Source organism: Colwellia sp. MB3u-55 (assembly GCF_014076785.1).
GTDB lineage: Bacteria > Pseudomonadota > Gammaproteobacteria > Enterobacterales > Alteromonadaceae > Colwellia_A.
In genome coordinates this window covers 118296-144092 of record NZ_JACGUS010000114.1, presented here as the reverse complement: position 1 = coordinate 144092, position 25797 = coordinate 118296, and the positions used below count along the sequence as shown (strand labels likewise).

Below are 25797 nucleotides of genomic sequence, written 5' to 3'. Positions count from 1 at the left end.
AATACTAACATAGCGTTTGTAATAGTCGTGCTTTCACTCTTGTTTAGTCGTTTTAATTTAATTCTCTAAGTTAGCTTTAGTTTATGTATAGTTAGTTTATTACAAGCTAGTTATAACCTAAGTTATTTAGTTATTTCGCTATATCGTTTTGGTTTGATATAATTTTTTGTAAGATTTTGACATAAAAAATGTAAAATAGGGCATATATGAATAAGAATAAATTAACACATTTAAAAGCACTGGAAGCTGAATCAATTCAAATAATGCGTGAAGTTGCTGCTGAATTTGATAATCCTGTTATGTTGTATTCAATAGGGAAAGATTCTTCTGTTCTTTTGCATTTAGCGCGTAAAGCTTTTTATCCAGGGAAAATTCCCTTCCCATTAATGCACGTTGATACCGATTGGAAATTCAAAGAAATGATTGAATTTCGTAATAATCTAGCCGAAAAGTATGACTTCGATTTAATCGTCCATAAAAATCCTGAAGGACTGGCTATGGGTGTAGGTCCGTTTACTCATGGCAGTGCAAAACATACCGACATCATGAAAACACAAGGTTTAAAGCAAGCCTTAGACATGCATGGTTTTGACGCCGCTTTTGGTGGCGCTCGTCGCGATGAAGAAAAGTCACGTGCTAAAGAACGTGTTTACTCATTTCGTGATAAAAATCATCGTTGGGATCCTAAAAATCAACGTCCAGAGCTTTGGAATATCTATAACGCCAAAGTTGATCAAGGCGAAAGTATTCGTGTGTTCCCATTGTCTAATTGGACTGAACTTGATATTTGGCAGTATATTTATCAAGAAGATATTGAAATGGTTCCACTTTATTTTGCAGCCAAAAGACCTGTTGTTAAACGTGATGGATCGTTAATCATGGTAGATGATGAACGCATGCCTCTAAATGAGGGTGAAGTGCCTGAAATGAAATCAGTACGCTTTAGAACGCTAGGTTGTTATCCACTTACTGGCGCTATTGAATCGACTGCAACAACATTGCCTGAAATTATTCAAGAAATGCTTTTAACAACCACTTCTGAGCGACAAGGCCGAGTCATTGATAATGATTCAGCCGGTTCAATGGAAAAGAAAAAAATGGAAGGGTACTTTTAATGAACGATGAACAAACATTATTGGCAACAGATATTGAAGGTTACTTAAAACAGCATGAAAACAAAGATATGCTGCGCTTTATCACCTGTGGCAGTGTAGATGACGGAAAGTCGACATTAATAGGCCGCTTACTTTTTGATAGCAAAATGATTTTTGAAGATCAGATGGCTGCTATTGAAAAAGATTCTAAAAAGTTTAATACCACAGATGGTGATTTTGATTTAGCGTTACTCGTTGACGGTTTACAGTCTGAACGCGAACAGGGTATTACTATAGATGTTGCCTATCGTTACTTTGCTACAGAGCAACGTAAATTTATTATTGCCGATACTCCTGGCCATGAGCAATACACACGTAATATGGCAACGGGTGCTTCTACATGTGACTTAGCCATTATATTAATTGATGCGCGTCATGGCGTACAAGTGCAAACACGACGTCATTCATATATCTGTTCATTATTAGGTATTAAGCATGTGGTTATTGCTATTAATAAAATGGATGCAGTAGATTATGACCAAAAAACATACCAAAAAATTAAAAGTGATTATCGTGAATTTGCTAAATCATTAAAAATTGAAGATGTTCGTTTTGTGCCTATTTCAGCTTTACGCGGCGATAACGTAGTTAACGAAAGTGAACATATGCCTTGGTACCCGGGGTCACCTTTACTTAAATTATTGAATACCGTGCAAATTAGCGGTGAAAAAAACAGTGCTTTTCGTTTTCCTGTTCAGTACGTTAATCGTCCTAACTTAGACTTTAGAGGATTTGCCGGTACGATTGCTTCAGGTGAAATACGTGTTGGTGATACTATTGTTGCGCTACCTTCAGGTAAGCAAAGTAAAATTAAGTCGATAGTAACCTTTGATGGCGAACTTGAAACGGCTTATGCCGATATGGCTGTAACGTTGACGCTTGAAGATGAGATAGATGTTAGTCGTGGTGATATGATTGTGCGACCGCATGAGCAACCCGCTTCTTCTAATTCGTTTAGTGCAGATGTTGTGTGGATGGATGAAGCGGCACTACAAATAGACCGTGAATACATTATTAAAGTGGGCACTCATGCCACGTTTGGTTCTGTTGATAAAATAGAGTATAGCGTTAATGTTAATACCATGGAAAAGCAAGACGTACAGCATTTATCGTTGAATGAAATAGGGCGTTGTAATTTTACGTTAAACGAACCTGTGCAGTTTGATGCTTATCAAGAGAACCGTCAAACAGGTGCTTTCATTATTATTGACCGTTTGACCAATGCAACAGTTGGCGCTGGCATGATAGCTTCACAACTGACGCCATTGGAAAAAGGACAGCCTAAAAAGTACAGTGATTACGAACTTGAACTTAATGCTTTTGTTTGTAAGCACTTTCCTCATTGGGGAGCTAAAAATTTAGCTAAAAAGTAACGAGGCTAAAAGATGTAAACTAAGGGCAATGAGGTTTGTGTAAAAAACAGCTAGCAATATCTCAGTTTTTTATTCAGCCGCTTTGTTCTTAGTTGTTATTTACCTCTACTTTTTTCTTAAGATTAGCAGTTAAAAGTTAAAAGGATTTATATATTTGAATATAGATGCAGCGTTCGTACTATTAATTTTTATTAGTACAATTATAGGTTTATTAAAGTTTCAGAAGCAGCCTGGAAAGGTTTTTGGCTTTACTTTTATTGCTCTTATTATTAGTGGACAAGTTTCAAATGAAGCTGTGTTAGCCAGTATGTCTAATAAAGGCTTAATAACGCTTATTTTGTTAATACTGTGTTCTCTAGCGTTAGAAAAAACCCGCTTACTACGCTTACTTGCCAGTAAAGTTTTATTCTCAAGTTATGGCAAAACATGGATCAGGCTTTTTAGTTTAACGGTTGTTTCTTCAGCCTTGTTAAATAATACCGCTGTTGTCTCTACCATGCTGGCGCCGATTCGAAACAACCCTTATCACTCTGCCAGTCGATTATTATTACCTTTGTCTTATGCGGCTATTTTTGGCGGTACGCTAACCTTAATTGGCACGTCTACTAACTTAATTGTTAACAGTTTAGTCTTAAATGCTGACCTACCTGCCTTAGGTTTTTTTGATTTCTTCCCGGTAGGTTTTTTTATCGTCATTACTTGTGGTTGTGCGCTGTGGTTTTTATCTAGATATTTACCCGAGACAGATATTAATTCAACGCTAGAAAGTTCATATTTATTAGATGCTAAAGTAGAACTTAATTCGGCATTGATTGGCAAAACCGTAGAAGAAAACGCTTTAAGGCATTTAGACTCTTTATTTTTAATTGAAATAATTCGTGCTGGGCAAACAATTACGCCTGTTTCACCCGATCAAGTTATTAGTGCCAACGATAAGCTTATTTTTAATGGTGACGTTACTAAAGTAAATCAACTTAAGCAGTTTGATGGTTTAACTGTTTTTGCACACAAGCAAGGGTTGTCTGATGACAACTTGACGGAAGTCTTTATTCGACCTGAAAGTGTACTTATTAATAAAACATTAAAAGGTGTTGGCTTTAGAGCTAAGTTTGATGCCGCTGTGGTAGCAATGAAAAGAGACGGGCAAGCCGTTACAGGTAAGCTTGGGGATGTTAGTATTCGTCCGGGTGATTACTTAGTATTAGCAACTGGCCAAGATTTTAAAGCCAGAAATAATGTTGATAAAAACTTTATTGTTGTCAATGGCGTTGAGCCAGAATCAAAACTGACGGGTAAAAAAGAACCTTTTGTTATTATAAGTTTTTTCTTAACCGTAGCATTAAGTGCACTAGGGATTATTTCTTTATTCAAAGGAATGCTAGTACTATTTTCTTTTTTCTTATTGTCAAATTGCTTGTCTAAAGATGAAGTGATTAGACGTTTTCCAATACAAATTTGGCTGATTATTTCTACGGCGCTAATGCTTGCCAGTGCGTTAATAAATAGTGGGTTATTAACATCTCTTGAAACAATTACTTCTTTTTCTGGCAGTATTACACCGACTGTCGCCTTAATTATTATATTTTTATTGACGGTATTATTAACCGAGTTGGTCACTAATAATGCCGCAGCCGCGCTAATATTCCCAATAGCTTACAGTATAGCGTTGAACTATGGCGTAGATATTACTCCTTTTATTATGGCCGTAGCCTTTGGTGCTAGTGCTAGTTTTATTAGCCCATATGGGTATCAAACCAATTTAATGGTTTTTAGTGCTGGGCAATACCAGTTAATAGATTTTATAAAAATAGGTGTGCCAATTAGCGTTATATATTGCACTACTGCGATAGGTAGTATTTTATATTTCTTTCCTTTTTAGCTATAAATAGCGTTCAATAATAAATGTGAATTATGAAAAAAAATAACCCAGCAAGCCCTTATATAGAAAAAAACAACACAGAAAAATCGTCAGATGTGGTTTGGCATCAACAGAGTGTCACTGCTGAGCAAAAGTCCCAGTTAAAAGGCCATAAAGCAGCATTACTATGGTATACCGGCCTAAGTGGTTCGGGTAAATCTACCGTTGCCAACGCAGTTGAGCAGAAATTACTGGAACGTGGCTGTCATAGTTATTTACTTGATGGTGACAATGTTCGCCACGGTTTAAATAATGATTTAGGGTTTACTGACGAAGACCGTATTGAAAATATACGCAGGATAGGTGAAGTGGCTAAGTTATTTGTAGACGCAGGTTTGCTAGTTTCAACGGCCTTTATATCTCCTTTTCAAAAAGATAGAGACCAAGCAAGAGGGTTACTCAAAGACACATTATTTTTAGAGGTATTTATTGATACACCTTTAGATGTTTGTGAAAACCGAGATCCTAAAGGTTTATATAAAAAAGCAAGAGCAGGTGAAATCGCTAACTTTACCGGTATAAGTTCAGCTTATGAAGCCCCTGAAAATGCTGAAATACATATCGAAACAGCGCATTTATCAATTGAACAATGTGCTGATTTAGTGATAAACGCTTTAATAGAAAAACAAATTATAAAATCATAGTCTTTACCAATGGCTTTATCGAAAAGAAATTATTGTAAATAATAACAATAAAGGATTTATCTGTGAATTATGACGTATTTAATGGTGATGCCGACGGAATTATCGCTTTGCTGCAGTTGCAATTAGCCAATCCGACAGTAAGTGTCAAAATTACTGGCGTTAAACGTGATATTGCTTTACTACAACAAGTCGTTGAAATAACAAATGCCCAAGGCAATAGTAGAGACGGGAGTGTTATCCGCGTTTTAGATATTTCAATGGAAAAAAATAAAGACGCATTGAATACCTTATTAGCTGAAGGCGGCAACGTAACTTATATCGATCATCACCGTGCGGGTGACATTCCGGAACATGTAAATTTACAAACGCATATTGATTTAGATGCAAATACTTGTACGGCTTTAATCGTTGATAAGATTTTAGCTGGGAAGTTTCATTATTGGGCAATTTGTGCCGCTTTTGGTGACAATCTTATTGCTAAAGCGACTAAGTTAGCCAAGTTAGCCGGTTTAAACGATAACGAATGCGAGCAGTTAGAAACGTTAGGTACCTTAATTAACTACAATGGTTATGGTTCACATATTGACGACTTGCATTTTCATCCGGCAAGGTTATATGAATTACTGTTAGCTTACTCAAGCCCTTTTGATGCAATTAAAGATCTAGACTCTCCTTATTATATTTTGCAAAAACTATATAACCAAGACCATTTAAAAGCCGTTAACACCAAAGCATTTTATGACACAGCGTTATTAACCGCATTTGAATTACCGGATGAAACATGGGCCAGAAGAATAAGTGGTGTTTTTGGTAATGAATTAGCCAATATAAACCCAAAGAAAGCACACGCTATTTTTACAATAAATACAGATAACACCTATACGGTTTCTTTAAGAGCGCCATTAGCGAATAAACAAGGTGCTGGCGATATTTGTAGTCAGTTTGCGACAGGTGGAGGACGTGCCGCTGCCGCTGGTATCAATGCGCTTCCTAAAGATAAGATTGAAGCGTTTTTAGCTGCAGTAGCAGCTTACTACAGCTAATGAGTGACGTGGTAAAATAGATAAGCGGTCATTGTAAAAATAAAACTGTTTATTTAACGTGAATTTTGTTTTTAGGAAAAAATTGGTCCACCCGACAGGACTTGAACCTGTGACCTCACGCTTCGGAGGCGTGAACTCTATCCAGCTGAGCTACGGGTGGTTTGCTGTGTTAAGCGCGGCAAATACTATAATTAATCGTGAAAATTGTCTAGCTTTGTCGTCTTTATTTTAGGTACAGGGGGGAATTCTATCCATCTTTATTGCGCTAAGCAAAAATAATGAAAAAAGATGTACTTTATTCAGCAACAACCCTAAAGTATTGGCTATAATAAAATCAGTTAATTTAACGCGTTATAGAATTGCATATGAAATCACAGAATAGTTTTTTTAGGTTTTTGATGATAGGAATGACAATTCTTGCATCATCATCGACATTGTCGCAGAGTTACGATTTTGAACAGATCATTGTTGAGCCCTACGCCGATACCATAAAACGGACAGGGAAACTTGATTTTAAAAGAACGTTAAATTTGTCATTTAAAAGTAGTGGGTATTTAGCTAAGTTAGTCTTTGATGAAGGGCAGTACTTTGAAAAAAACCAGCTCATTGCTTCTTTAGATACTCGCGAATTACTGCAAAATAAAAACGCTACTTATGCGCAATTATTACAAGCAAAGCGCGAAGTTAACCGGCAAAAAAAACTACTCGAAAATAAATTAAGTTCAGAACAAGATCTTGATCTTGCCTTAACTCGTGTTGAAACAAGCAGAGCTAACTATCAAGTTGCGTTTTATCATTTTGAAAAAGCACAAATTTTTGCGCCATTTTCAGGTGTGGTATTAAATCGTTATACTGAACTAGGTGAACTACAATCACCAGGAAGTAATGTACTAAAAATAGCCGCATTAGAACAAAATTGGGTGGTAAAAGTTGCCTTAACAGGTAACGAAGTCAGCCAAGTGCGTTTAGGTCAAAAAGTGAATGTTTCTTTACAAGCACTTGGTAGTGTTATTGGCGAAGTAAGTAAAATACCCGCAATTTCAAACACCAAGGGTCATATGTTTATCATTGAAGTGTTGCTACCAAATATTAATCTGAACAGTGGGATTGTTGCTGGGCAAATTGCCGAAATCATTATCGATTTCACTAGTGATAACTTTGTTTATCGCTTACCGATATCAGCATTGATTTCTGTTAACGATAAAGGGCAAGCTGTTGTTATTGTAAAAGACAATCAAGAACTAGTTTATCAGTATTACGATATTTACCGTTTAGATAACCAATTTGTGTATTTGTTTGCTTCAGTTGATGATCAACCCATACAAATAGTCAGTAGTGGCTGGCAACATATTAAATTAGGTAAGTAATTACTATGCTGTTACCTAAACTCGCTATAAAGAACGCACAATTTACCCTAACAATAGTGGTGCTATTAGTACTCGTTGGTATTGTTTCCTACTTTCAAATGCCACGTTCAGAAGATCCACAGTTTGATATGCCCATCACCTTAATTGAAGTGATCTACCCTGGCGCATCACCAACAGATATTGAAACTTTAGTGGTTAATCCGCTCGAAGAAGAATTTTCTGATATAGAAAACATTCAAAAAATAGAATCACAAGTCAAAAATGGTGGTGCACGTATTGAAATTACTTTTCTGTACGGCACAGATCCTGAGGCATCTTATAACAAAGTAAAGCAGGCGGTTTCAACAGTAAAGCCAACACTACCTGAAGGTGTTCATGATTTACTCGTTTTAAAAGCAACGCCTACAAGTGTTGCTATCATGCAATTGGCATTATGGAGTGAGCCAATAGATTATAAAGTTATGGAATTTTATGCCAAACAGTTAGAAAAACGTTTAGAAGCGATTAACGATGTTCGAAAAGCTGATGTTTGGGGTTATCCTCAGCAAATTGTCGCCATTGACATTAATTTAGCACAGCTAAAACATTACGGCTTATCTGTTACCGATATTAACTCAGTTTTACAAGGACGTGCGGTAAATATTACCCCAGGTTATGTTGACGCGAGTTCACGGCGTTTTAATGTAAAAGCCAGTGGTAACTTTGGACAACTAGCTGAGTTAGGTGAAACGGTTATTCGCTCAGATGATAGTTTTGTACTGCGTTTAAAAGACATAGCGACAGTCGAGTTTTCAGGATTAGAACCAAACTATTTAGCTTATTATGATAATAAGCCAGTTATTTTTCTCACTATAGAACAACGACCTAATACCAATATTTTTGGCCTAACTGAAAGTATTGATAATGAAATCGCCAACTTTACTGACAGCTTACCCGACAATATGAAAGTTGATGTTTTGTTTAAGCAAGCCGACAGTGTAGAAATGAGAGTGAATGGTTTTTTTGACAACCTGTGGCAAGGACTGGTGCTCGTCGGCATTATGTCACTGTTATTTTTAGGACTACGTGAATCTTTAGTGGTCATTGCCGTTATTCCATTGTCCTTTTTAGTGGCAATAGGTTGGTTAGACTTTAGTGGCTTTGGTTTACAACAAATGTCTATTGTGGGTTTGATTATCGCTTTAGGTTTACTCGTAGATAATGCGATAGTGGTGACTGAAAGCATCCATAGAGAAAAGAAAACAACAACAAATCTTGCTGAAGCTGCAGCAGCGGGCACAGCAAAAGTAGGTTGGGCAATAACCAGCGGTACTGTTACCACGATGTTAGCGTTTCTGCCTATGTTAATGCTAGCCAGCAACACAGGCGACTTTGTTCGTTCAATGCCGGTAACGGTTGTTTTAGTACTGCTAGCATCTTTATTAATCGCCCTGACATTAACGCCATTGTTAGCCAGTCGTTTTTTTGCAAAAAATACAGCTGAAAATAAAGCTAAAATAAAAACGCTTCAGCATTACGTGAATATATTTGCCGAGCACATTTATGCGAAATGGCTGTCACGATTTATGAATGTCCGCTGGATTGTTATCGCTATTGCCGTAGTCTGTTTGGGGGGTATGTTGTCATTATTTGGTAAAGTGGGAGTGAGTCTTTTTCCTAAAGCCGAAAAGCCAATGATTATGCTTGATGTTGAAACACCGCCCAACTCATCGTTAGCCTATACAGATAGCATCATGCAAAAAATGACTGAGGTTATTGAAAAGCATGAGTTGGTTGATAAAGTTGCTTTAAATGTCGGCAATGCAAACCCGCGTATTTATTATAATCAAATTCCTAAACGTGGTGTGGCAACTTATGGTCAGGTCATTGTTGTATTAAGTGAGTATGATGCACAAAGAGTATCTGATTTTGTTAGTCAACTTCGTGAAGAGTTTGGCAAGTGGCAACAAGCCAAAATTACGGTCAGTGAATTTACCCAAGGACCGGTTACCGATCTACCAATAAGTGTTCGACTAATGGGCGAATCACTGTCTGATTTAGAGCAGGTCGCTAATGACCTTTCAATTATGATGGCAAGCACTAAAGGCATTATAAACATTGATAATCCTATTGGCATTGCTAATACCGAACTCTTACTTGATATTGATTATGAAAAAGCGGGCTTATCTAACATTGATATTAATACCCTTGATATTACTTTACAGACAATACTTTCTGGAACGGCTGTAGGTCGATTTAATGATGATAATGGTGAAAGCTATCCTATTGTTGTGCGCCGTAAAAACCCTGATGTTGACGGTTTAGCTGATATTAATGTCACTAACCGTTTAGGTGAAGCTATTCCGCTTAATCAAGTTATTACTACCAAGCTGCAAAAAGGTCGTACTGAGTTCTATCATTACCAAAAGTTACGTATGGCGAAGGTATCTGCAGATGTTGATAAAAATCATACCGTAAGTGAGTTAACCACTAAAGTTATCGACTACTTAGCGCAGTATGAAATGCCTGAGGGAGTTAGCTATACCTTGGGCGGAGAAGAAGAATCTCGTCAAGAAAACTTTTCAGGTTTAGCACAAATAATGCTGGTTACTGCTATAGGTATATTTGCGGTGTTGGTCTTACAGTTTAAATCGTTTTTACAACCGCTGGTGATATTTACTTCCATTCCATTTGCGATGGCTGGTTCAGTTATAGGGTTATATATTACGGGTCAATCATTTTCGATGATGGCATTTATAGGTTTAATTAGTTTGTTTGGTATTGTGGTGAATAACGCCATTATATTAATTGATACGGCGAACCGTAACTTTGTTGAGTCGAATAATTTAAAGCAAGCGATACTCAATGCCAGTGCCACCCGTTTTACCCCAATACTATTAACAACATTAACGACTATTGGCGGCTTATTACCACTCACTCTTTTTGGCGGCGGTTTATGGCAGCCATTAGGTACAGTGATTATTTCAGGATTATGCGTTTCGGCGATTGCTAGTTTTCTACTGGTACCGGTATTAACTGAAATATTTACTAAAGAAAATGCAGTGCAGAACGATTAAACAAAAACTCAATAAGAAGTTTATATTATGGATTCATTAGGGCTCTTTGGTTATTCGTTAGCGAGTGCTGCATACTTTGTTTTTGCATTACTCATTTTTGCGGCGCGAAATAAGACAAGCCTAGCTCGCTGGGTATTAGTTTCAGTATTAGTAACCGTCATTGCTAATGTGGTTGCTGCCTTGCAAATACAGATCGGCTTTAGTTTGCAGTGGGCAATGCTTGCTGACGGTCTTAAAGTAGCTTGTTGGTCATTGTTAATTCTACTTTGTAACACCGAACAACGTTCTTTTCGAGCGATAATTGCGAATTCACATATTCGTCAATATATCAAAGTTTGGACCATACTCATGGTTGCTTGCTGGTTGGCGAGTGTCTTACTTCATTACTCTTACGAATATTTATTTCTGCTTTTTATTGTGCTTAATTTATGGAGTTTAGTGCTACTAGAACAGTTATACCGAAGTGCTGACTCACAAGTGCGCTGGGCTATTTGGCCGATGGTTATTGCATTAGCCAGCATTGCAATTTTTGACTTTGTTTTATATGCACAAGCCACAATGGTTGATGGTATTGATTTTGATTTTTGGTTTAGTCGTGGCTTTATCTCTCTTATTGTTGTGCCTTTATTACTGATCAGTACTCGACGGATTCGTAATGGCGCGGTAAGGATTTTTGTTTCTCGACATGTTGTTTTTTATAGCTCAATGTTGATGATTGCCGGTATATATTTGTTGGTTATGGCCTTTGCTGGCTATGTTATTAACTACATAGGTGGAGAGTGGGGCAGCGTTGTTAGTATCGGCTTTCTAATGTTAAGTGCTTTGGTCTTAGTCGCTTTATTGATTACCGAATCGTTGCGCCGGAAATTAAAAGTGTTTATAGCAAAAAACTTTTTTGCTAATAAATACGAATACCGAGATGAATGGTTAAACCTTATTGGAAAAATAGAAACCACCAATGCTGAAAGCTATTATCAAATGGCAACTCAAATAATGATGTCAAAAGTAGATGCTTATGCTGGCGCTATTTTGAAAAAAGTAACAGGTCAACGTTTCAGTGTTCAATACTCTGAAAAATTGCTTCTAGATGATACCTTTAATCAACAACTGGTCGAGTGCAGTCTTTTTTGTCAGCGCCAAGGTTGGATCATTGATATTGAAGAATATCGCCAAACGCCAACTGTTTATCCTGGCTTATCTCTAGACTTATCGTTATTCGATACCAAAGACATTAGAATTATAGTCCCTATTTTTATTGGTAAAGCACTCTATGGGATGTTTATTTTAGCGGGAAAAAATGAGGTTAAGCAATTAAATTGGGAAGACAGAGACTTACTTTTCGCCATATCAAAACAGTTAGGAAATTTCGTGTCTTTACATGAAGCTAATGATAAATTAGCAGAATCAAAACAGTTTGATGCCTTTAACCGCATGTCCGCTTTTTTAGTGCATGATTTGAAAAATGTACAAGCTCAGTTAGCACTTATTACCTCTAATGCAGAAAAACACCGAGATAATCCAGAGTTTATTGCTGATGTTTTTGAAACGGTAGAGTCAGCGACAGAACGTTTATCTAAAGTACTTTCGCAATTACGTAATAAACAAGCAGCTCAATCCAAAAGTGAGTTGGTTGATATCTCAGCTGTCATTAACAGTGTAATAGAACAGAGAAATATTGAGTTGCCTAAGGTGACCTTTGATAAAATCAACCATTGCGAAATGGCTATTGATAATGAGACATTTCATTCAGTGCTCAATCACTTAATACAGAATGCACAGGAAGCGACAAGCAAAGATGGCTGGGTTAAAGTAGAACTTACTCAGAGAGAAAACCACATAGGCATTAAAATTTCTGATAATGGCTGCGGTATGTCGACAGACTTTATTAATAATCGACTATTCAAACCTTTTGATACCACTAAAGGTAATGCGGGTATGGGCATTGGTGTCTTTGAGGCTAAGCAATTTTTTGAAGGTATTGCCGGAATAATTAAAGTCGAAAGTATTGAAGATAAAGGCACTGTTTTTATAATAGACTTACCAATAAACCCAAGCTTATAAATGATATATATTACCGTGTAATACAGATCTTGAAATAAATTCAGGATGACGTTTGTGGATTCAGGATGACGATAAATAAGGTTATTTTCCCCCGTCATACTGAACTCGTTTCAGTATCTGGGCTGAGTTCCTGAAATAAATTCAGGATGACGTTTGTAGATTCAGTATAACGTGTGTGGTTTTATGACAACGATAGGTAAGGTTTTTCCCCGTGATGCTGAACTCGTTTCAGTATCTGAGTTAAGATCCTGAAATAAATTCAGGATGACGTAGTGGTTTCAGGATGACGTTCGTGGATTCAGTATGTCGATAGGTAAGGTTGTTTTCCTCCGTCATGCTGAACTCGTTTCAGTATCTGGGCTGAGATCCTGAAATAAATTCAGGATGACGTACTTGGTTTCAGGATGACGTACTTGGTTTCAGGATGACTTACATGGATTCAGTATAACGTGTGTGATTTCTTGACGGCGATAGGTAAGGTTGTTTTTCCCCGTTATGCTGAACTCGTTTCAATATCTGGGCTGGGATCCTGAAATAAATTCAGGATGACGTAGTGGTTTCAGGATGACGTTCGTGGATTCAGTATGTCGATAGGCAAGGTTGTTTTCCTCCGTCATGCTGAACTCGTTTCAGTATCTGGGTTAAGATCCTGAAATAAATTCAGCATGACGTTCGTGAATTCAGCATGACGTACATGAATTTAGGATCAGGCGCTCAAATAAAGTGTATAAATAATAAAAGGGTTTTAGTCGTATGGAAAAGTTACTGATCATTGATGATGATAAAGGAATACAAAAGCAACTTAAGTGGAGCTTATCTGATTATGAGGCTGTATTAGCTGGTGATCGTGAAAGTGCTATTGCTGCAGTACGTCGTTTTGAACCCAAAGTTGTTACGCTTGATTTAGGTTTGCCGCCAGATGAAGCTAATGCCACTGAAGGTTTAGCGGCATTACAGGAAATTTTGACCATAGCACCTCATACTAAGGTGATAGTGATCACCGGCAATGATGATCGTACTAATGCGTTAAAAGCTATTTCGGCGGGTGCCTACGACTTTTATCAAAAGCCAATAGATGCTGATGTGATCAATGTCATTATTGCTCGGGCGTTTAGTGTTTCGGCAATTGAAGAAGAAAACCGTAAGATGCGTCAAGTTGCGGGTAGTGATATTGGCATTATTGGTAACAGTGAAGCTATTGACCGTCTCCGCATGATGGTAAAGCGCATTGCGCCAACACAAATTACAGCCTTATTACTGGGCGAAAGCGGCACAGGTAAAGAAGTAACAGCCAATGCCGTGCATATTGCCAGTGAGCGCAGTAATAAGCCCTTTGTTGCCATCAACTGTGCTTCTATCCCTGAAAACTTATTAGAAAGTGAATTATTTGGTTTTGAAAAAGGAGCTTTTACCGGGGCTCATCGTGCGACTAAAGGCAAAATAGAGTGTGCAGAAGGCGGAACATTATTTCTTGATGAAATTGGTGATATGCCCTTTAGCTTGCAAGCAAAACTATTGCGCTTCTTACAAGAAAAAACAATTGAACGCCTTGGTGGTCGACAAGAAATTAATGTTGATGTTCGAGTGGTTTGTGCAACCAATCAAAACTTAGAACAAATGGTTAAAGATAAAACTTTCCGTGAAGACTTATTTTACCGCGTTAGTGAAATAACCTTAAATATACCCCCACTACGTGACCGAGATGAAGACGTATTAATTCTAGCTCAATATTTTTTACAGATGTACGCACTTGAATATAAACGTAATGTAAAAAGTTTTTCAGAAGACGGTTTAAGTGCTATTAAGGCTCATAAATGGCCGGGTAATATTCGTGAGTTACAAAATAAAGTAAAAAGTTCGGTAATTATGACGACTGGTACACAAGTGACTGCCTTTGACTTAGGCTTTTTTGATCATACGAGTACTGAATTTGAGTTGTCTTTGAATTTACGTTCGGTGCGAGAAAAAGCAGAGTCACTGGCTATTCAAAAAGCTTATGCGTTAGCCGAAGGCAATATGTCAAAAGCTGCAGAATTACTGGGTGTAACTAGACCAACATTGTATTCATTAATTGAAAAATATGGGCTAATAATTAACGAAACCTAGCTGATGTGAAGATATAGAGAAGGTTTTGTAATAAAATCTTCTCCACTAATTAATGATGTTAACTCTTATCGTTTTCATTACTTCGTTCAGAGTTAGTATCGGCAATTGTATCAGCCGTTAGCTCTGAGTTGGCTTCAATACTTTCATCGATATTACTTTCAGCATATAAACGACTCTTCTGCTTAAGGAGTTTATCAACATAACGCGCCATTTTAATTTTCTGCTTAATCGACGACTCTAATATCTCTTCTACTTCCCTTAATATTTCTTTCATGTTTTCAACATTCTCAGTTGAATTCACGATGAGCTGTGCGCTTGCCTGGCTAGGTTCATTACTGGTTAATTGTACTTTATGCAGTGAACCGGTTAACTCTACTTGCATCTCTAACGCGACTTCGTTAATTGCGTCAACATCGATACAAGCTAGTTCTTCTAAAAACCCAAACAATAATAAACGGTCAACAAAAATATTGATTTTTCTTGGAACGCCTAACGTTTTTTCATGAATAACGTTAAAGCCTTCATCTGAGAAGAGTGCCTCTTTAATACAACCTGCTTGCTGCAATCTATGATTAATATATTCTTTAACTTCGTCACCAGTCAGTGGCTTTAAATGCGCAGATGCAATAATACGTTGACGAAATTGCTCCATATTAGGCGCTTGAATAATATCTTTAAGCTCTTCTTGCCCGAGAAGAAAACTTTGTATCAATGGCTTATTATCCAGCTGAAAATTAGATAACATGCGGAGTTCTTCAACCGTTTCTATCGGTAAGTTTTGTGCTTCGTCAACAATCAACAAAGCCCGTTTACCTTGGCGATTCAAATCAATAAGAAACTGTTCTATTGACTGTAATAGCTCAGCTTTACTTTTACCTTTAACGGTAATCTTAAATTCAAAGGCGACAAGCTCAAGTAATTCCTGCGGGTCGAGCTTAGTCGTGACAAGTTGAGCGGCAACAATTGAATCGTCAGCAATATTGTTTAAAAGATTACGCGCTATTGTTGTTTTACCCGTGCCTATAGGCCCAGTAACTACGATAAAGCCTTCGCCTTGATCTAAACCATATTGTAAATAAGACATTGCTCTTTGGTGGTTGCTTGACGCGAAAAAGAAACGTGGGTCGGGACTTAACTGAAAAGGACGCTCTTTAAAACCATAATAATTTTCGTACATACTGCTAAAAACCTTTACTGAATTTGAGGGTGATTCTGTCTTCCTCATAATTGAATGATTGTGTAGTAGAACTGCGGTTAAGATGGCTTACACCTAATTTAACAGTTAGTTTACTATTTAAGGATTTGTCATACTCAAGACTATAACGTCGGTAGCGGTCTTGACGGCCACTTTCTTGCCCAAGTAAAAAGTGGGTGTCAGTATATTCAAGCATGAAATTTATATTTGATTTACCACTCACTTTGCGTTTAATCGCAAACGATGCCTTTTTATTTTCATCTTGGGTACGGGTATTTAAATTTTCGCGGGTCAATTTTGATAGCTCAACGCTGAAAGTGGTTCGCGGTAGTGCTAATTCTGAAGACCACAGTAACTCTTTGTTTAATGAAAGGCCCAAATCTTCCACTAAAACAAAATCATTTAAGTTGACTAGCTGATAATTATCAAAATCGATATTATCATTATTATTGACAAAACAATTTGAAGAGTCAGCTATGTCACCTTGTGGACACCAAAAGCTACCTAAGGCAACACTTTCATAATTATTACGGGTAAATGCTTTAACCTCTTCAACATAAGAAATGGTATTGGTTAAACGCTTGTTTTTATGTACAAAGTCAAACCCATAACTTTCACCGTAAAAGCGCTGGCCGTAATCAATTATTAAGGTTGTTCTTTGACTAGGCTCCCAGCGAATTGTGGCCGCAGCATAGTCTTGTTGTTCTTTACCGTCGAGGTTTAGCTGAGTACCAGTAGGCGTGTTATAAGATAGGTCTAATAAGAGCCTAGGGCTTATTAACCAGCGTAAGCCGCCGCCATAAGAGTCTGACTCAAGTGATGAACTATTATTAACAAGATCACCTTCATTAGTTTCATCATAATATCGTATAAACGGGGTTATCTTATAACCCGTAATTAAACCGATTTTGACTTCGCCTTTGAATAACTGTCCGTCTCTGCCTTGATTAGTCGCATCAGAATATTCAGATGACGCATCCCAATATACATTTCGAGCAGCAGAGCCATTTTCACTCAAAAACTTTATCGCATAGCCTTCTCGTTCACCTATACCGTCCTGTGATTTAGTTGTTTGGTATTGAATTCCCGTACCAACAATGAAATCACTATTATTAATCGTGTATTGTAAACCACCTGAATAATTTTCAACTCTAATGGTGTCACCAGAGACAATATCTGCAAGCGCATTACGGGAATTATTGCGTGATTGGTTTGATATTGCAGCACTACCAATTAAAGCAAGTCCTTTAGGACCTAACTTTAAGCGAAAAGAACTGTCCAATGTATGATAGTCATCATCGGTATCATGGTCATGGGTGTACATTGCATAAAGACTTTTTGCATCAAAGGTAAAATTTAATTTTTTTGATGAAAATAGTGTACTTAATTTAACACCTGTTTGACTAACTAAACTTGATGCTTTTTCATTAACAGATGAATTAACATTATCAGTATAGGTTTCATCAATAATCAATTGTGGTGTAAACTGCCATTCCCCTGCAAAAGTATCTGCAGGTAAAATGGCAAAGATTGCTGCAGCTAATACTGTCTTATTTAGTGCCGTATCCATAACCATAATAGCCATACATATCCTTGTGAGATCTGATTGCTTTGTTTAGCACTAAACCCAGTGCTAAATCTTCGTTGAGGTTTTCTGTCGCTTTTTCAATATCTGCTAAGAGCGTTTTTGATTCTTCAACTACGACAAGCGCTTGGCCCATTAAGTTGGCTAAGACCATCGTTTCTGTAACGCCAATTAACGGTGGACAGTCAAATATTACAATACGGTCAGGGTAGCGCTCTGCAAGTTCTTTAGCTAAAGACTCCATACGGTCACTGGCGAGTAATTCATTAGAAAGATGATGAGGTTCACCTGCAGGTATTATTTTAAGCTTATCAATATTGGTACTGTACATTATTTCAGAAATATCCTGCTTATCACCCAGTAAGTATTCAATCAAACCAGGGACTTGCTTAAAGCCTAATTCTCTATTTATGCTTGGGCGAAGAACATCGGCGTCAATTAGCAATACTGTTTTATCTTGTTCTAAAGCAATACTGAGCGCTAAGTTAATTGAAATAAAAGTTTTACCTTCATTTGGTTTAGAGCTACTTATCATAACCAAATTACTGTTTTTAAGCGTTTTAGAGCCTGAGCCAAAGGCATTGTTTAAGAGCTTACGTTTAATTTGACGAAACTCATCTTTAATACTTTTTCTGGTACCGTTATCGATTAAGAAACCACGACTTTCAAGATCACTTTTGTTAAGCACTAAAACATCATTATTTTCATAAGTTACTGAGGCTGTCGAGCTTTCAACAGCTTTAGTTGGTTTATCAATCGTTACACTTTCAGTAACAACCGGTGTTTTGTCTTGTTGAGCCATCTTTTGTTTAGCGAGTGCTTTTTCTATGGTACTCATAAATTAAAAATCCTATGTATTGGCGCTTGTATTGCATCCGGAAATAACGAATAAGCGATAAAAAAGCATAATATTAAAATTAATAAGCTGTTAGAGACAAAAAACAGTATCGTTTTACGTTTATCTTTACTTTGTAGACCTATATTTTCAGTCGCCGAAACAATACCAAAAATAGGAATGCCCGTTGCCCGAGCTACTTGGCTGCTCGAAGTTACAACTGGGTTAATTTGGCTGAATAAAAAGGAAAGTCCCAATCCAACACCTACCCCTAAAAAGGTAACCACTACATAAAACAGATACCTTTTAGGACCTGTAGGTTGTAAAGGTGCACGAGGAGGGTCAATCACTTTAAAATTTATTTTACTGGTCGTTTCGTTAGCAGACTGACCTATTTGTGCTTTCTCTTTACGTTCAAGCAAGTCTTCATATTGTTTTTTAGTAATATTGTAGCCGCGATTAAGCGCCACTAATTCTGCTTCGATTTCAGGTAATGTATGAATTTTATTTTCAAGATCTCTAACAGTATTTCTGTAGTTATTAGCTCTTACTTCCATCGAAGCAACTTGTCCTTCAAGTTGATTCACTTGAATTTGAACATCTTGGATTACCGGGTTCTGACTTATTGGCGTGTAGTCATTACCTGCTTCATTACTGCTTGTTAGATACTGTTCAATTTCATCATCTCTTTTCTTTGATAAATGCTCAAGGCGACGTTGAACTTCTTTCACATCAGGATGCTGTTCGGTATATCTAAGCTGAAGTGAATCTAATTGTCCTTCTAATTCGGCAATACGGTCATCAAAAGTCGTTTTTATGCTGTTCGAATCAACAATATTATTTTGCTGATTAGATTCTGACGTTGAAGATTGCGTTAATTTAGCTTTTGAACCAGCTAATTGTGTTTTTGTTTCTAGCAAAATCAGTTCAATAGTTTTTAATTGTTCTTTTGAGTTATTTAGCTTTTGGTAATAACCACCGTACTGGTTAGGCAGCACTTCACTGTATTTTTGTTTAAAATTAGTTAACCTTGCTTCGTCTTTTAATAAGCGATTTTCGTATTCATTAATTTGGCTATCAAGAAATTTTTGTGCAGAATCAGAATCTCGACGATTCTCACCTCGAGTCGTTTCAATAAACACCGTAATAACCGCTTGCACAACATCGCGTGCCATTACGGGCTCTTTATCAGAAAAGGTGATATTGAAAATATTTTGCCTCATGCCGCCAGTCTTTTTAATTGAAATATCCTTAGTTAATCGTTCAATTAAGTCATTAAATTCTTGTGGGGTATTCGCTTGAACATCTAGATCGGTCATCCGAGCAATACGCTCTAAATTTGGGCGGTTGAGCAATGTTTTTACCATCAAGCTGATTTGTTCATCAGGATTCGACTCAACCGTCATCCCTTTTAACAAAGGGCCTAAAATAGATTGAGTATCGGCAAATACCCGCGCTTCTGATTCATAACTATCTTGTAGCTGTGAAACGCCAAACCAACCTAAAGGGCAAATAAGCCAAGTAGCAATCATAAGGTAGCGGCGTTTTATCCACATACCCTTTAAATAATCTAAAATTTGTTCAAGTATTTCTTGCATTCCTGACCTCTAAATACAGGCGATTAATAAAATAGGCGATTGTTATCTTATGTAACTAAAACTAAAACCAAGTTTCAGGGATAACAATTATATCACCTGGCAAAACGTCAACGTTAGCCGCTATCTCGCCATTCTTAATTAAGTCTTCAATATAAATTTCATATTGTTTCTGCTCGCCATTTTCCACTCTTACTAAAACAGCATCATTACCATCAGCAAATTCAGTTAAGCCACCAACCTGAATCATTACGTCGAGCAACGTCATTTGCTGAATATAATTGATTGACTTAGGCTCTGCAGCTTCACCAATAACACGGATCTGTTCACTGAATGGGCCAACAAAATTATTTACGGTTACGGTAACTACGGGTTCTCTGAGGTAAGTTGCTAGAATTTCTTCAATAGTTCGAGCGAGTTCGGTTGGTGTTTTGCCTGATACAGGGATATCTTCAACTAAAGAGGTGGTTATCATTCCGTCGGGACGCACAACAAATGTGCCTGAAACTTCAGGGTTACGCCATACGAATATATTAACAACATCACCGGCACCAATTAAATATTTATAAGAGCTAACATCAACCGTATTCGATTGGTGTATGGTTGCGGGTGGTAAGGTTAATGTACTACAACCTGAAATAACATAAGCTATAGTTAGTAGTATTGCTGTTTTTAGTTGACCGAGCATATTCTTTTCCATGGTTATAACCTTCTTTATACATCGAATTTATTAAATTGATACTAAGCTATTTGATTGTATGTGATTTTTACAAAGGTTGCACAACATTTAATAGGTGTAAAAAACTTATGATTATTGCTATTATCTTACACGCTTATGTTTTGGGTGTTTTTACTAAAAATAATAAATGAGCAAGTTGAATCTATTAATAATAAAGGGAATAATTAATTCATATGTCTAGCCCAAAGTTTCGAGATCTATCTTCGGGTAGTAAATCTTTAGTTATTATTGAACTGATTTTTTTCGCTGGTTCGTTATTATTGACCGTCTATTTAAATAGCTTGTTTTTATTTGTCGAGCATCAAAATATACCTACTAATTTATTGGCTATTTGCGCGATTGTTTTCGCTCTAATGGTACAACTATCGTTATTAGCTCTAGGTTTATATAACTCGAAGCTGCGTGAAAATTATCGTGGTATTGTCAGGCGTTTGCTTGTTTCAGTAGCGATTGGCTTCTTTATTGTTACCTTAATTAATCCCTTATATGGTCAACATGCTTTAAAAATTGAATTACTTGCACTGGCGGCATTATTTAGTCTTATTATTGATAGTGCTTTTCGTTATTTTACCCTGCAAGTGGACTTCTTTGGCTTTAGTAAGCGGGTAGTATTAGTACTTGGCGCCGGTGACCGAGCCTCTATTATCGAAAAACGTATGCGCCGAGATGTCGATAGGCAAGGGTTTTACATGCACGGCTTTGTTATTATGCCAGGTGACACCGAAACCGGCATAGTTAACGAAAACCGTATTGCATTAGAAGGTTCTCTGGTTAATTATGCACTAGAGCATGGTATCGACGAAATAGTTGTGGCAAGCGACGAACGTCGTGATAATTTACCAGTTGATGAACTTTTTGCCTGTAAAATACGTGGCGTAGAAATTACCGAAATACTCGACTTTATAGAACGAGAAACTGGCCAAATAGCGGTAAACCTTATTTATCCAAGTTGGGTTATCTATTCAAATGGTTTTGCTTCAGGTAACCATTTACGCAATACCTTAGATTGGGTTTTTAACGCTGCTATTGCTATAGCTTTAACCTTAGTTACTTGGCCAGTTATGTTAATAACAGCCATTCTTATTAAATTAGACGAAGGCATGAAAGCCCCTATTTTTTATCTCCAAGAGCGCGTTGGTCTTGACGGCCAAGCTTTTAATATTTATAAATTTAGAAGTATGCGAATCGATGCCGAGAAAAATGGTGCTCAAATGGCCTCTGAAAATGATGATCGCACCACGAGTATTGGTAAATTTATTCGTAAATATCGTGTCGACGAATTACCACAAATTTTAAATGTTATTCGTGGCGACATGGGGTTTGTTGGCCCGCGTCCAGAACGTCCTGAATTTGTTCAGCAACTTATTAAAAACCTACCTTACTACAATGAACGTCATAATGTTAAGCCAGGCTTAACAGGCTGGGCACAATTAAAGTACCCTTATGGTTCAACAGAAGAAGATTCATTAGAGAAGCTTAAATATGACTTGTATTATATTAAGCACCGTAGCTTTATGTTGGACTTATTAATTTTAATTAGAACCGTTGAAATTGTTTTGTTTGGTAAAGGTCGTTAATCACACGATTAATAACGTTTTAAAACAGAAAGAATAAAGTAAATTTGGAAAGACAGAATTAGTATATTTTGGAGAATTAGGTTGAAAGTATGTATTGTCGGAGCAGGGCAAATAGCCGAAGCTCACATTGAAGAAGTTCAGAAAATAAAAGGCGCAACCATTGTGGGCTTGTGCGATTTAAGAAAAACTCCTGCGCAAGCGCTTGCTGATAAATATAACATTGCCGCGTCATATATTTCTATTGATGAGATGCTAGAAGTTGCAAAACCTGATGTTGTTCATATCACGACTCCTCCCGGTTCACACTTTTTTCTTGCCTTGAAAATATTGCAAGGCGGTAGTAGTGTTTATATAGAGAAGCCTGTAACGCTAACTGCAGAAGAGTCAGAAAAGTTAATTGCGGTTGCAAAAGATAGCAACCTGAAATTATGCCCCGGTACACATAGATTACGTTCATTTGAGACTATTGAAGTTTTTAAAGCAATAAATGAGGAAAGTCGTTTCGGTGAAATGATCCACATGGATGCAGTCTTTGGCTATAATTTGAATGGTATTTTCGGGAAGTTAGTGACATCAAACCCAGACCATTGGATTGCAAAGCTCCCAGGACAACTTTTTCAAAATAATATTTCTCATCCCATAGCAATGCTGACACCATTTTTAAGTGATGATTTAGAGATCACTTCATTTGCTTTTGATCGAAGCAATAATGGCGTCGTTAATGACGAATTAAGAGTGCAGATTTTTGATAGAAAAAACAAAGTCACTTGTTCCATACTATTTACTTCAAACGCTTTACCTGTGCAATTTGTTGTACGTTATTTCGGTTCTAAATCTACAATTAACTTAAATTTAACAGAACATTTTTGGATGGAAGATACGGCACCAACATTTCCGGGTGGTTTAGGATTAAGTCTAAACATAAGAGCTAGAGCCAAAAAATTAAAGACACAATACTGGACAAATTTTAAAGCTTTTTGGTTAGGCAGAGAAACATTTTTTTCTGATATGAAACGACTGGTAGAAGAATTTTATCAATCGATTGAGACCAAAACGGATGCGCCTATTCCATATAATGAAATTCAACGGACTTCAAATATTATTGATAAAATCTGTCAACAAATTAGCTCGCCAGGAGGAAAATCATGAGTATATTAGTAACTGGAGCCAACGGATTTTTAGGCGTTGAAGTTGTTAAAGCTTTGGTCGACTTAGGAGTTAATGACATTCGCTGTTTGGTGCGTCCTGGTAGTTCTCTTAATGGATTAAGTGAACTCGATATTGAAGTCTCTCGCGGTAGCTTAAATAGTGAAAAAAATGTTCAAGATGCTTTAGTGGGTTTAGATACTGTTGTACATCTAGCGGCCTCAAAATCTGGTAGTCCGATGGGGATGTTCACAGAAACCGTCGTTGCGACCGAAATACTTTTTGATGCTATAGAAGCATCTCAAGTGAAAAAATTTGTTTTTGTCAGTTCATTTTCGCTTTATGGGACATCGCTATTATCTGCAAAACAAACGGTAGATGAAAAAACTCCAGTTGAGCCTAATCCAGAATTACGTGATAGTTATTCTTGGGTTAAATTCTATCAAGAAAAGCTTTGTATTGAGCGTTGTAAAACCTTAGGCATTGAGCTAGTTATACATCGACCGGGTGTCATCTATAGTAAAGAGCATAATATACTTTCCCCACGTGTAGGTTTAGCATTACCCAAAATTCCATTTTTTATTATTGTTGGAGGAAAATCAAAAATTCCTTTCGTACATGTGAAAAATTGTGGATTAGGTGTAGCACTATCGGTGATTAGTGATGCGGCCAATGGTGAAATATTTAATCTTGTTGATGAAACACCTACGCAAAAAGAATTTATTGCTTTGTATGAAAAGTTTCAAAATAAAATACCAAGAAAAATTACCTTACCACTTTGGCTTTATTTAACCATTTGTAAGTTTGCTGAAAAAATTCATAAAGCATCAAAAGGAAATTTTCCAAATATCTTTAGTGCATATCGCGCTAAAACTATGTATACACCGCTTGAATTTAGTAATGACAAACTAGTCAATGTATTGAAATGGCAACCGGTAACTACTCTAGAAGAGACATTAAAAGAAAAGTAAAATGAAGAAGATAAAGGTCTTATGGCTTATATCTTCTTTTACATTCTAACCCTCTGTTAACTTCGTACGTCATAAAAAGGCTTCATATGAAATCTCTTGATTATTACTTATTATTTTATGTAATACCTACATCAGGAGCCTATTTATGAGTGCCTTAATAGCATCATTATTTACTATTTTAGTCTTCATCCGCCCTCAAGATTGGTGGTCCCCACTTGAAGGGATTCCTGTTGTGATGGTGGTTGGCATGCTAGGAGCCATTTTTGCGGTTACGAAAAAAAATGTGATCACTAATCATCATACGATGTTACTTTTTACGCTATGTTTGATTGGATTTATTTCTGAGGTTTTCAATTTTTATTTTGTAGGGGCAATAGCTGCACTAACCAAGTTGTTATTTTCAACAGCTTTGCCTTTCATTGTTATTTTAGGTTTAGCTTTTACTCGAAAGTCTAAAGAATTTATTTTTGCGACAATTATTTTTGCTGCGGTAGCTATAGTATATAACGGCTATCAACAAGTCACATTACCTTCTGGGATTGGTTGGAGTGGTGCAGAAATACTTGACCAACATGGTGATTTAAGAATTAAGTTTGTTGGGATTTTTAGTGATCCAAATGATGTAGGTTTACTGTTTTTAATGACTATACCTCTCATATTCTACTTTCGCGAAACACAAAATTGGCTCGTTAGACAAATATCTGTTTTGAGCCTTGTCGCTATCTTCTATGGAATATACTTAACTAACTCAAGAGGAACATTACTGGGTGTTTTGGTCTTAATCGTTTTATACCTTTATAAACGCTATGGGAAAATTGTGGCTAATGTCTTGGTTATTTCCGCTATCCCAGTTTTATTGTTAGTTTTTAGTGGCTTTCGCTCAATAAGTGCTAGCGAAGAATCTGCTCATGGGCGTTTAGATGCATGGTATGCAGGTTCACAAATGCTTAAAAGTAACCCACTTTTTGGTACAGGATTAGGCGGGTTTTTAGATAATCATCATTTAACTGCTCATAATACCTATGTGTTATGTTGGAGTGAGTTAGGTGTCGTGGGGTTCTTAGTTTGGTTCTCTTTTCTTTTTTCAATTATTTTTATGCTACACAAAATAAGTTTTTCAGAACTTCAATTTTCAAAAGAAAAATTGAATGTAAAAAAAGGTATTACTGAATTTGAATTTAATCGCTATTTACTGATGTCCAAAGTAATGTTTTATAGTTTATGTGGGTATGCAATCGGGGTGGTTTTTCTGAGTAGGCTGACTTTTGTACCTCTTTATATGTTTTGTGCTGTTTCCGTAGGTCTTATGCAGCAAATGAACCTTTTTATAGATAAGCCTATAAAATTTACAGGTCAACTTTTTAAAAAGCTATGCCTTATTGCTTTTTGTGTATTAATTGGAATTAACTTATCACTAAAGTTCTTATTGTAA

General features: G+C 36.8%; 18 protein-coding genes and 1 tRNA gene. 13 read left to right on the top strand and 6 right to left on the bottom strand.

Annotated features, from left to right (window positions below; genetic code table 11):
* Window positions 1–206: 206 nt before the first annotated feature.
* The 5 genes from cysD to H4J66_RS10650 all read left to right on the top strand — a co-directional run bounded on the left by cysD (window position 207) and on the right by H4J66_RS10650 (window position 6132).
* On the top strand, window positions 207–1115 hold the full coding sequence (gene cysD, locus H4J66_RS10670; protein WP_182174200.1) for a sulfate adenylyltransferase subunit CysD: 909 nt from the start codon (window positions 207–209) through the stop codon (window positions 1113–1115).
* Window positions 1115–2527: a sulfate adenylyltransferase subunit CysN gene (gene cysN / locus H4J66_RS10665; protein WP_182174197.1), complete on the top strand. Its 1413-nt coding sequence runs from the start codon at window positions 1115–1117 to the stop codon at window positions 2525–2527. Before cysD ends, cysN begins: the two co-directional genes overlap by 1 nt.
* Before the next feature lie 154 nt (window positions 2528–2681).
* Window positions 2682–4406, top strand: coding sequence for an SLC13 family permease (locus H4J66_RS10660; protein WP_182174194.1), 1725 nt, complete (start codon window positions 2682–2684; stop codon window positions 4404–4406).
* Between the two features lie 32 nt (window positions 4407–4438).
* Window positions 4439–5089 (top strand): adenylyl-sulfate kinase, encoded by a 651-nt coding sequence (gene cysC, locus H4J66_RS10655; protein WP_182174191.1) that lies wholly within the window; start codon window positions 4439–4441, stop codon window positions 5087–5089.
* A gap of 62 nt (window positions 5090–5151) precedes the next feature.
* Window positions 5152–6132, top strand: a complete 981-nt coding sequence (locus H4J66_RS10650) for a DHHA1 domain-containing protein (protein ID WP_182174188.1) — start codon at window positions 5152–5154, stop codon at window positions 6130–6132.
* Between the two features lie 83 nt (window positions 6133–6215).
* Here the strand turns inward: H4J66_RS10650 and H4J66_RS10645 are convergent.
* Window positions 6216–6292: transfer RNA gene (locus H4J66_RS10645), tRNA-Arg, on the bottom strand.
* A 238-nt stretch (window positions 6293–6530) separates the two neighbouring features.
* Between H4J66_RS10645 and H4J66_RS10640 the strand changes: the two genes are divergently transcribed.
* The 4 genes from H4J66_RS10640 (at window position 6531) to prsR (ending at window position 14722) form a co-directional block, all read left to right on the top strand.
* Complete coding sequence (locus H4J66_RS10640; RefSeq protein WP_182174184.1) at window positions 6531–7499, top strand: efflux RND transporter periplasmic adaptor subunit; 969 nt, start codon at window positions 6531–6533, stop codon at window positions 7497–7499.
* Between the two features lie 5 nt (window positions 7500–7504).
* Window positions 7505–10555, top strand: a complete 3051-nt coding sequence (locus H4J66_RS10635) for an efflux RND transporter permease subunit (RefSeq protein ID WP_182174181.1) — start codon at window positions 7505–7507, stop codon at window positions 10553–10555.
* A gap of 27 nt (window positions 10556–10582) precedes the next feature.
* Window positions 10583–12616: an XrtA/PEP-CTERM system histidine kinase PrsK gene (prsK, locus tag H4J66_RS10630; protein ID WP_182174178.1), complete on the top strand. Its 2034-nt coding sequence runs from the start codon at window positions 10583–10585 to the stop codon at window positions 12614–12616.
* 753 nt (window positions 12617–13369) lie between these two features.
* The gene (gene prsR / locus H4J66_RS10625) at window positions 13370–14722 is read left to right on the top strand and encodes a PEP-CTERM-box response regulator transcription factor (RefSeq protein WP_182174175.1); all 1353 of its coding nucleotides are present in this window, start codon (window positions 13370–13372) and stop codon (window positions 14720–14722) included.
* Window positions 14723–14780: 58 nt separating this feature from the next.
* On the opposite strand, the gene H4J66_RS10620 is transcribed toward prsR, so the two are convergent.
* The 5 genes from H4J66_RS10620 to H4J66_RS10600 form a co-directional block, all read right to left on the bottom strand.
* Window positions 14781–15899: an XrtA/PEP-CTERM system-associated ATPase gene (locus H4J66_RS10620; RefSeq protein WP_182174172.1), complete on the bottom strand. Its 1119-nt coding sequence runs from the start codon at window positions 15897–15899 to the stop codon at window positions 14781–14783.
* Window positions 15900–15903: 4 nt separating this feature from the next.
* Window positions 15904–17502 (bottom strand): TIGR03016 family PEP-CTERM system-associated outer membrane protein, encoded by a 1599-nt coding sequence (locus tag H4J66_RS10615; RefSeq protein ID WP_182174169.1) that lies wholly within the window; start codon window positions 17500–17502, stop codon window positions 15904–15906.
* Window positions 17468–18340: an XrtA-associated tyrosine autokinase gene (locus H4J66_RS10610; protein ID WP_182174166.1), complete on the bottom strand. Its 873-nt coding sequence runs from the start codon at window positions 18338–18340 to the stop codon at window positions 17468–17470. Before H4J66_RS10610 ends, H4J66_RS10615 begins: the two co-directional genes overlap by 35 nt.
* The gene (locus H4J66_RS10605; RefSeq protein ID WP_182174163.1) at window positions 18337–19935 is read right to left on the bottom strand and encodes an XrtA system polysaccharide chain length determinant; all 1599 of its coding nucleotides are present in this window, start codon (window positions 19933–19935) and stop codon (window positions 18337–18339) included. Before H4J66_RS10605 ends, H4J66_RS10610 begins: the two co-directional genes overlap by 4 nt.
* 61 nt (window positions 19936–19996) lie before the next feature.
* The gene (locus H4J66_RS10600) at window positions 19997–20632 is read right to left on the bottom strand and encodes an XrtA/PEP-CTERM system exopolysaccharide export protein (protein WP_182174160.1); all 636 of its coding nucleotides are present in this window, start codon (window positions 20630–20632) and stop codon (window positions 19997–19999) included.
* A 212-nt stretch (window positions 20633–20844) separates the two neighbouring features.
* Here H4J66_RS10600 and H4J66_RS10595 point away from each other — a divergent pair, with 212 nt between their 5' ends.
* The 4 genes from H4J66_RS10595 (at window position 20845) to H4J66_RS10580 (ending at window position 25797) form a co-directional block, all read left to right on the top strand.
* Entirely contained in the window at window positions 20845–22248 is a 1404-nt protein-coding gene (locus tag H4J66_RS10595) for a TIGR03013 family XrtA/PEP-CTERM system glycosyltransferase (protein WP_182174157.1), read from the top strand.
* Window positions 22249–22329: 81 nt separating this feature from the next.
* Window positions 22330–23397, top strand: a complete 1068-nt coding sequence (locus H4J66_RS10590) for a Gfo/Idh/MocA family protein (protein ID WP_182174154.1) — start codon at window positions 22330–22332, stop codon at window positions 23395–23397.
* A complete protein-coding gene (locus tag H4J66_RS10585) occupies window positions 23394–24365 on the top strand; it encodes an NAD(P)-dependent oxidoreductase (protein ID WP_182174151.1) in 972 nt (323 codons plus the stop codon). The genes H4J66_RS10590 and H4J66_RS10585 overlap by 4 nt, the downstream gene beginning before the upstream one ends.
* 145 nt (window positions 24366–24510) lie before the next feature.
* On the top strand, window positions 24511–25797 hold the full coding sequence (locus H4J66_RS10580; RefSeq protein ID WP_182174148.1) for an O-antigen ligase: 1287 nt from the start codon (window positions 24511–24513) through the stop codon (window positions 25795–25797).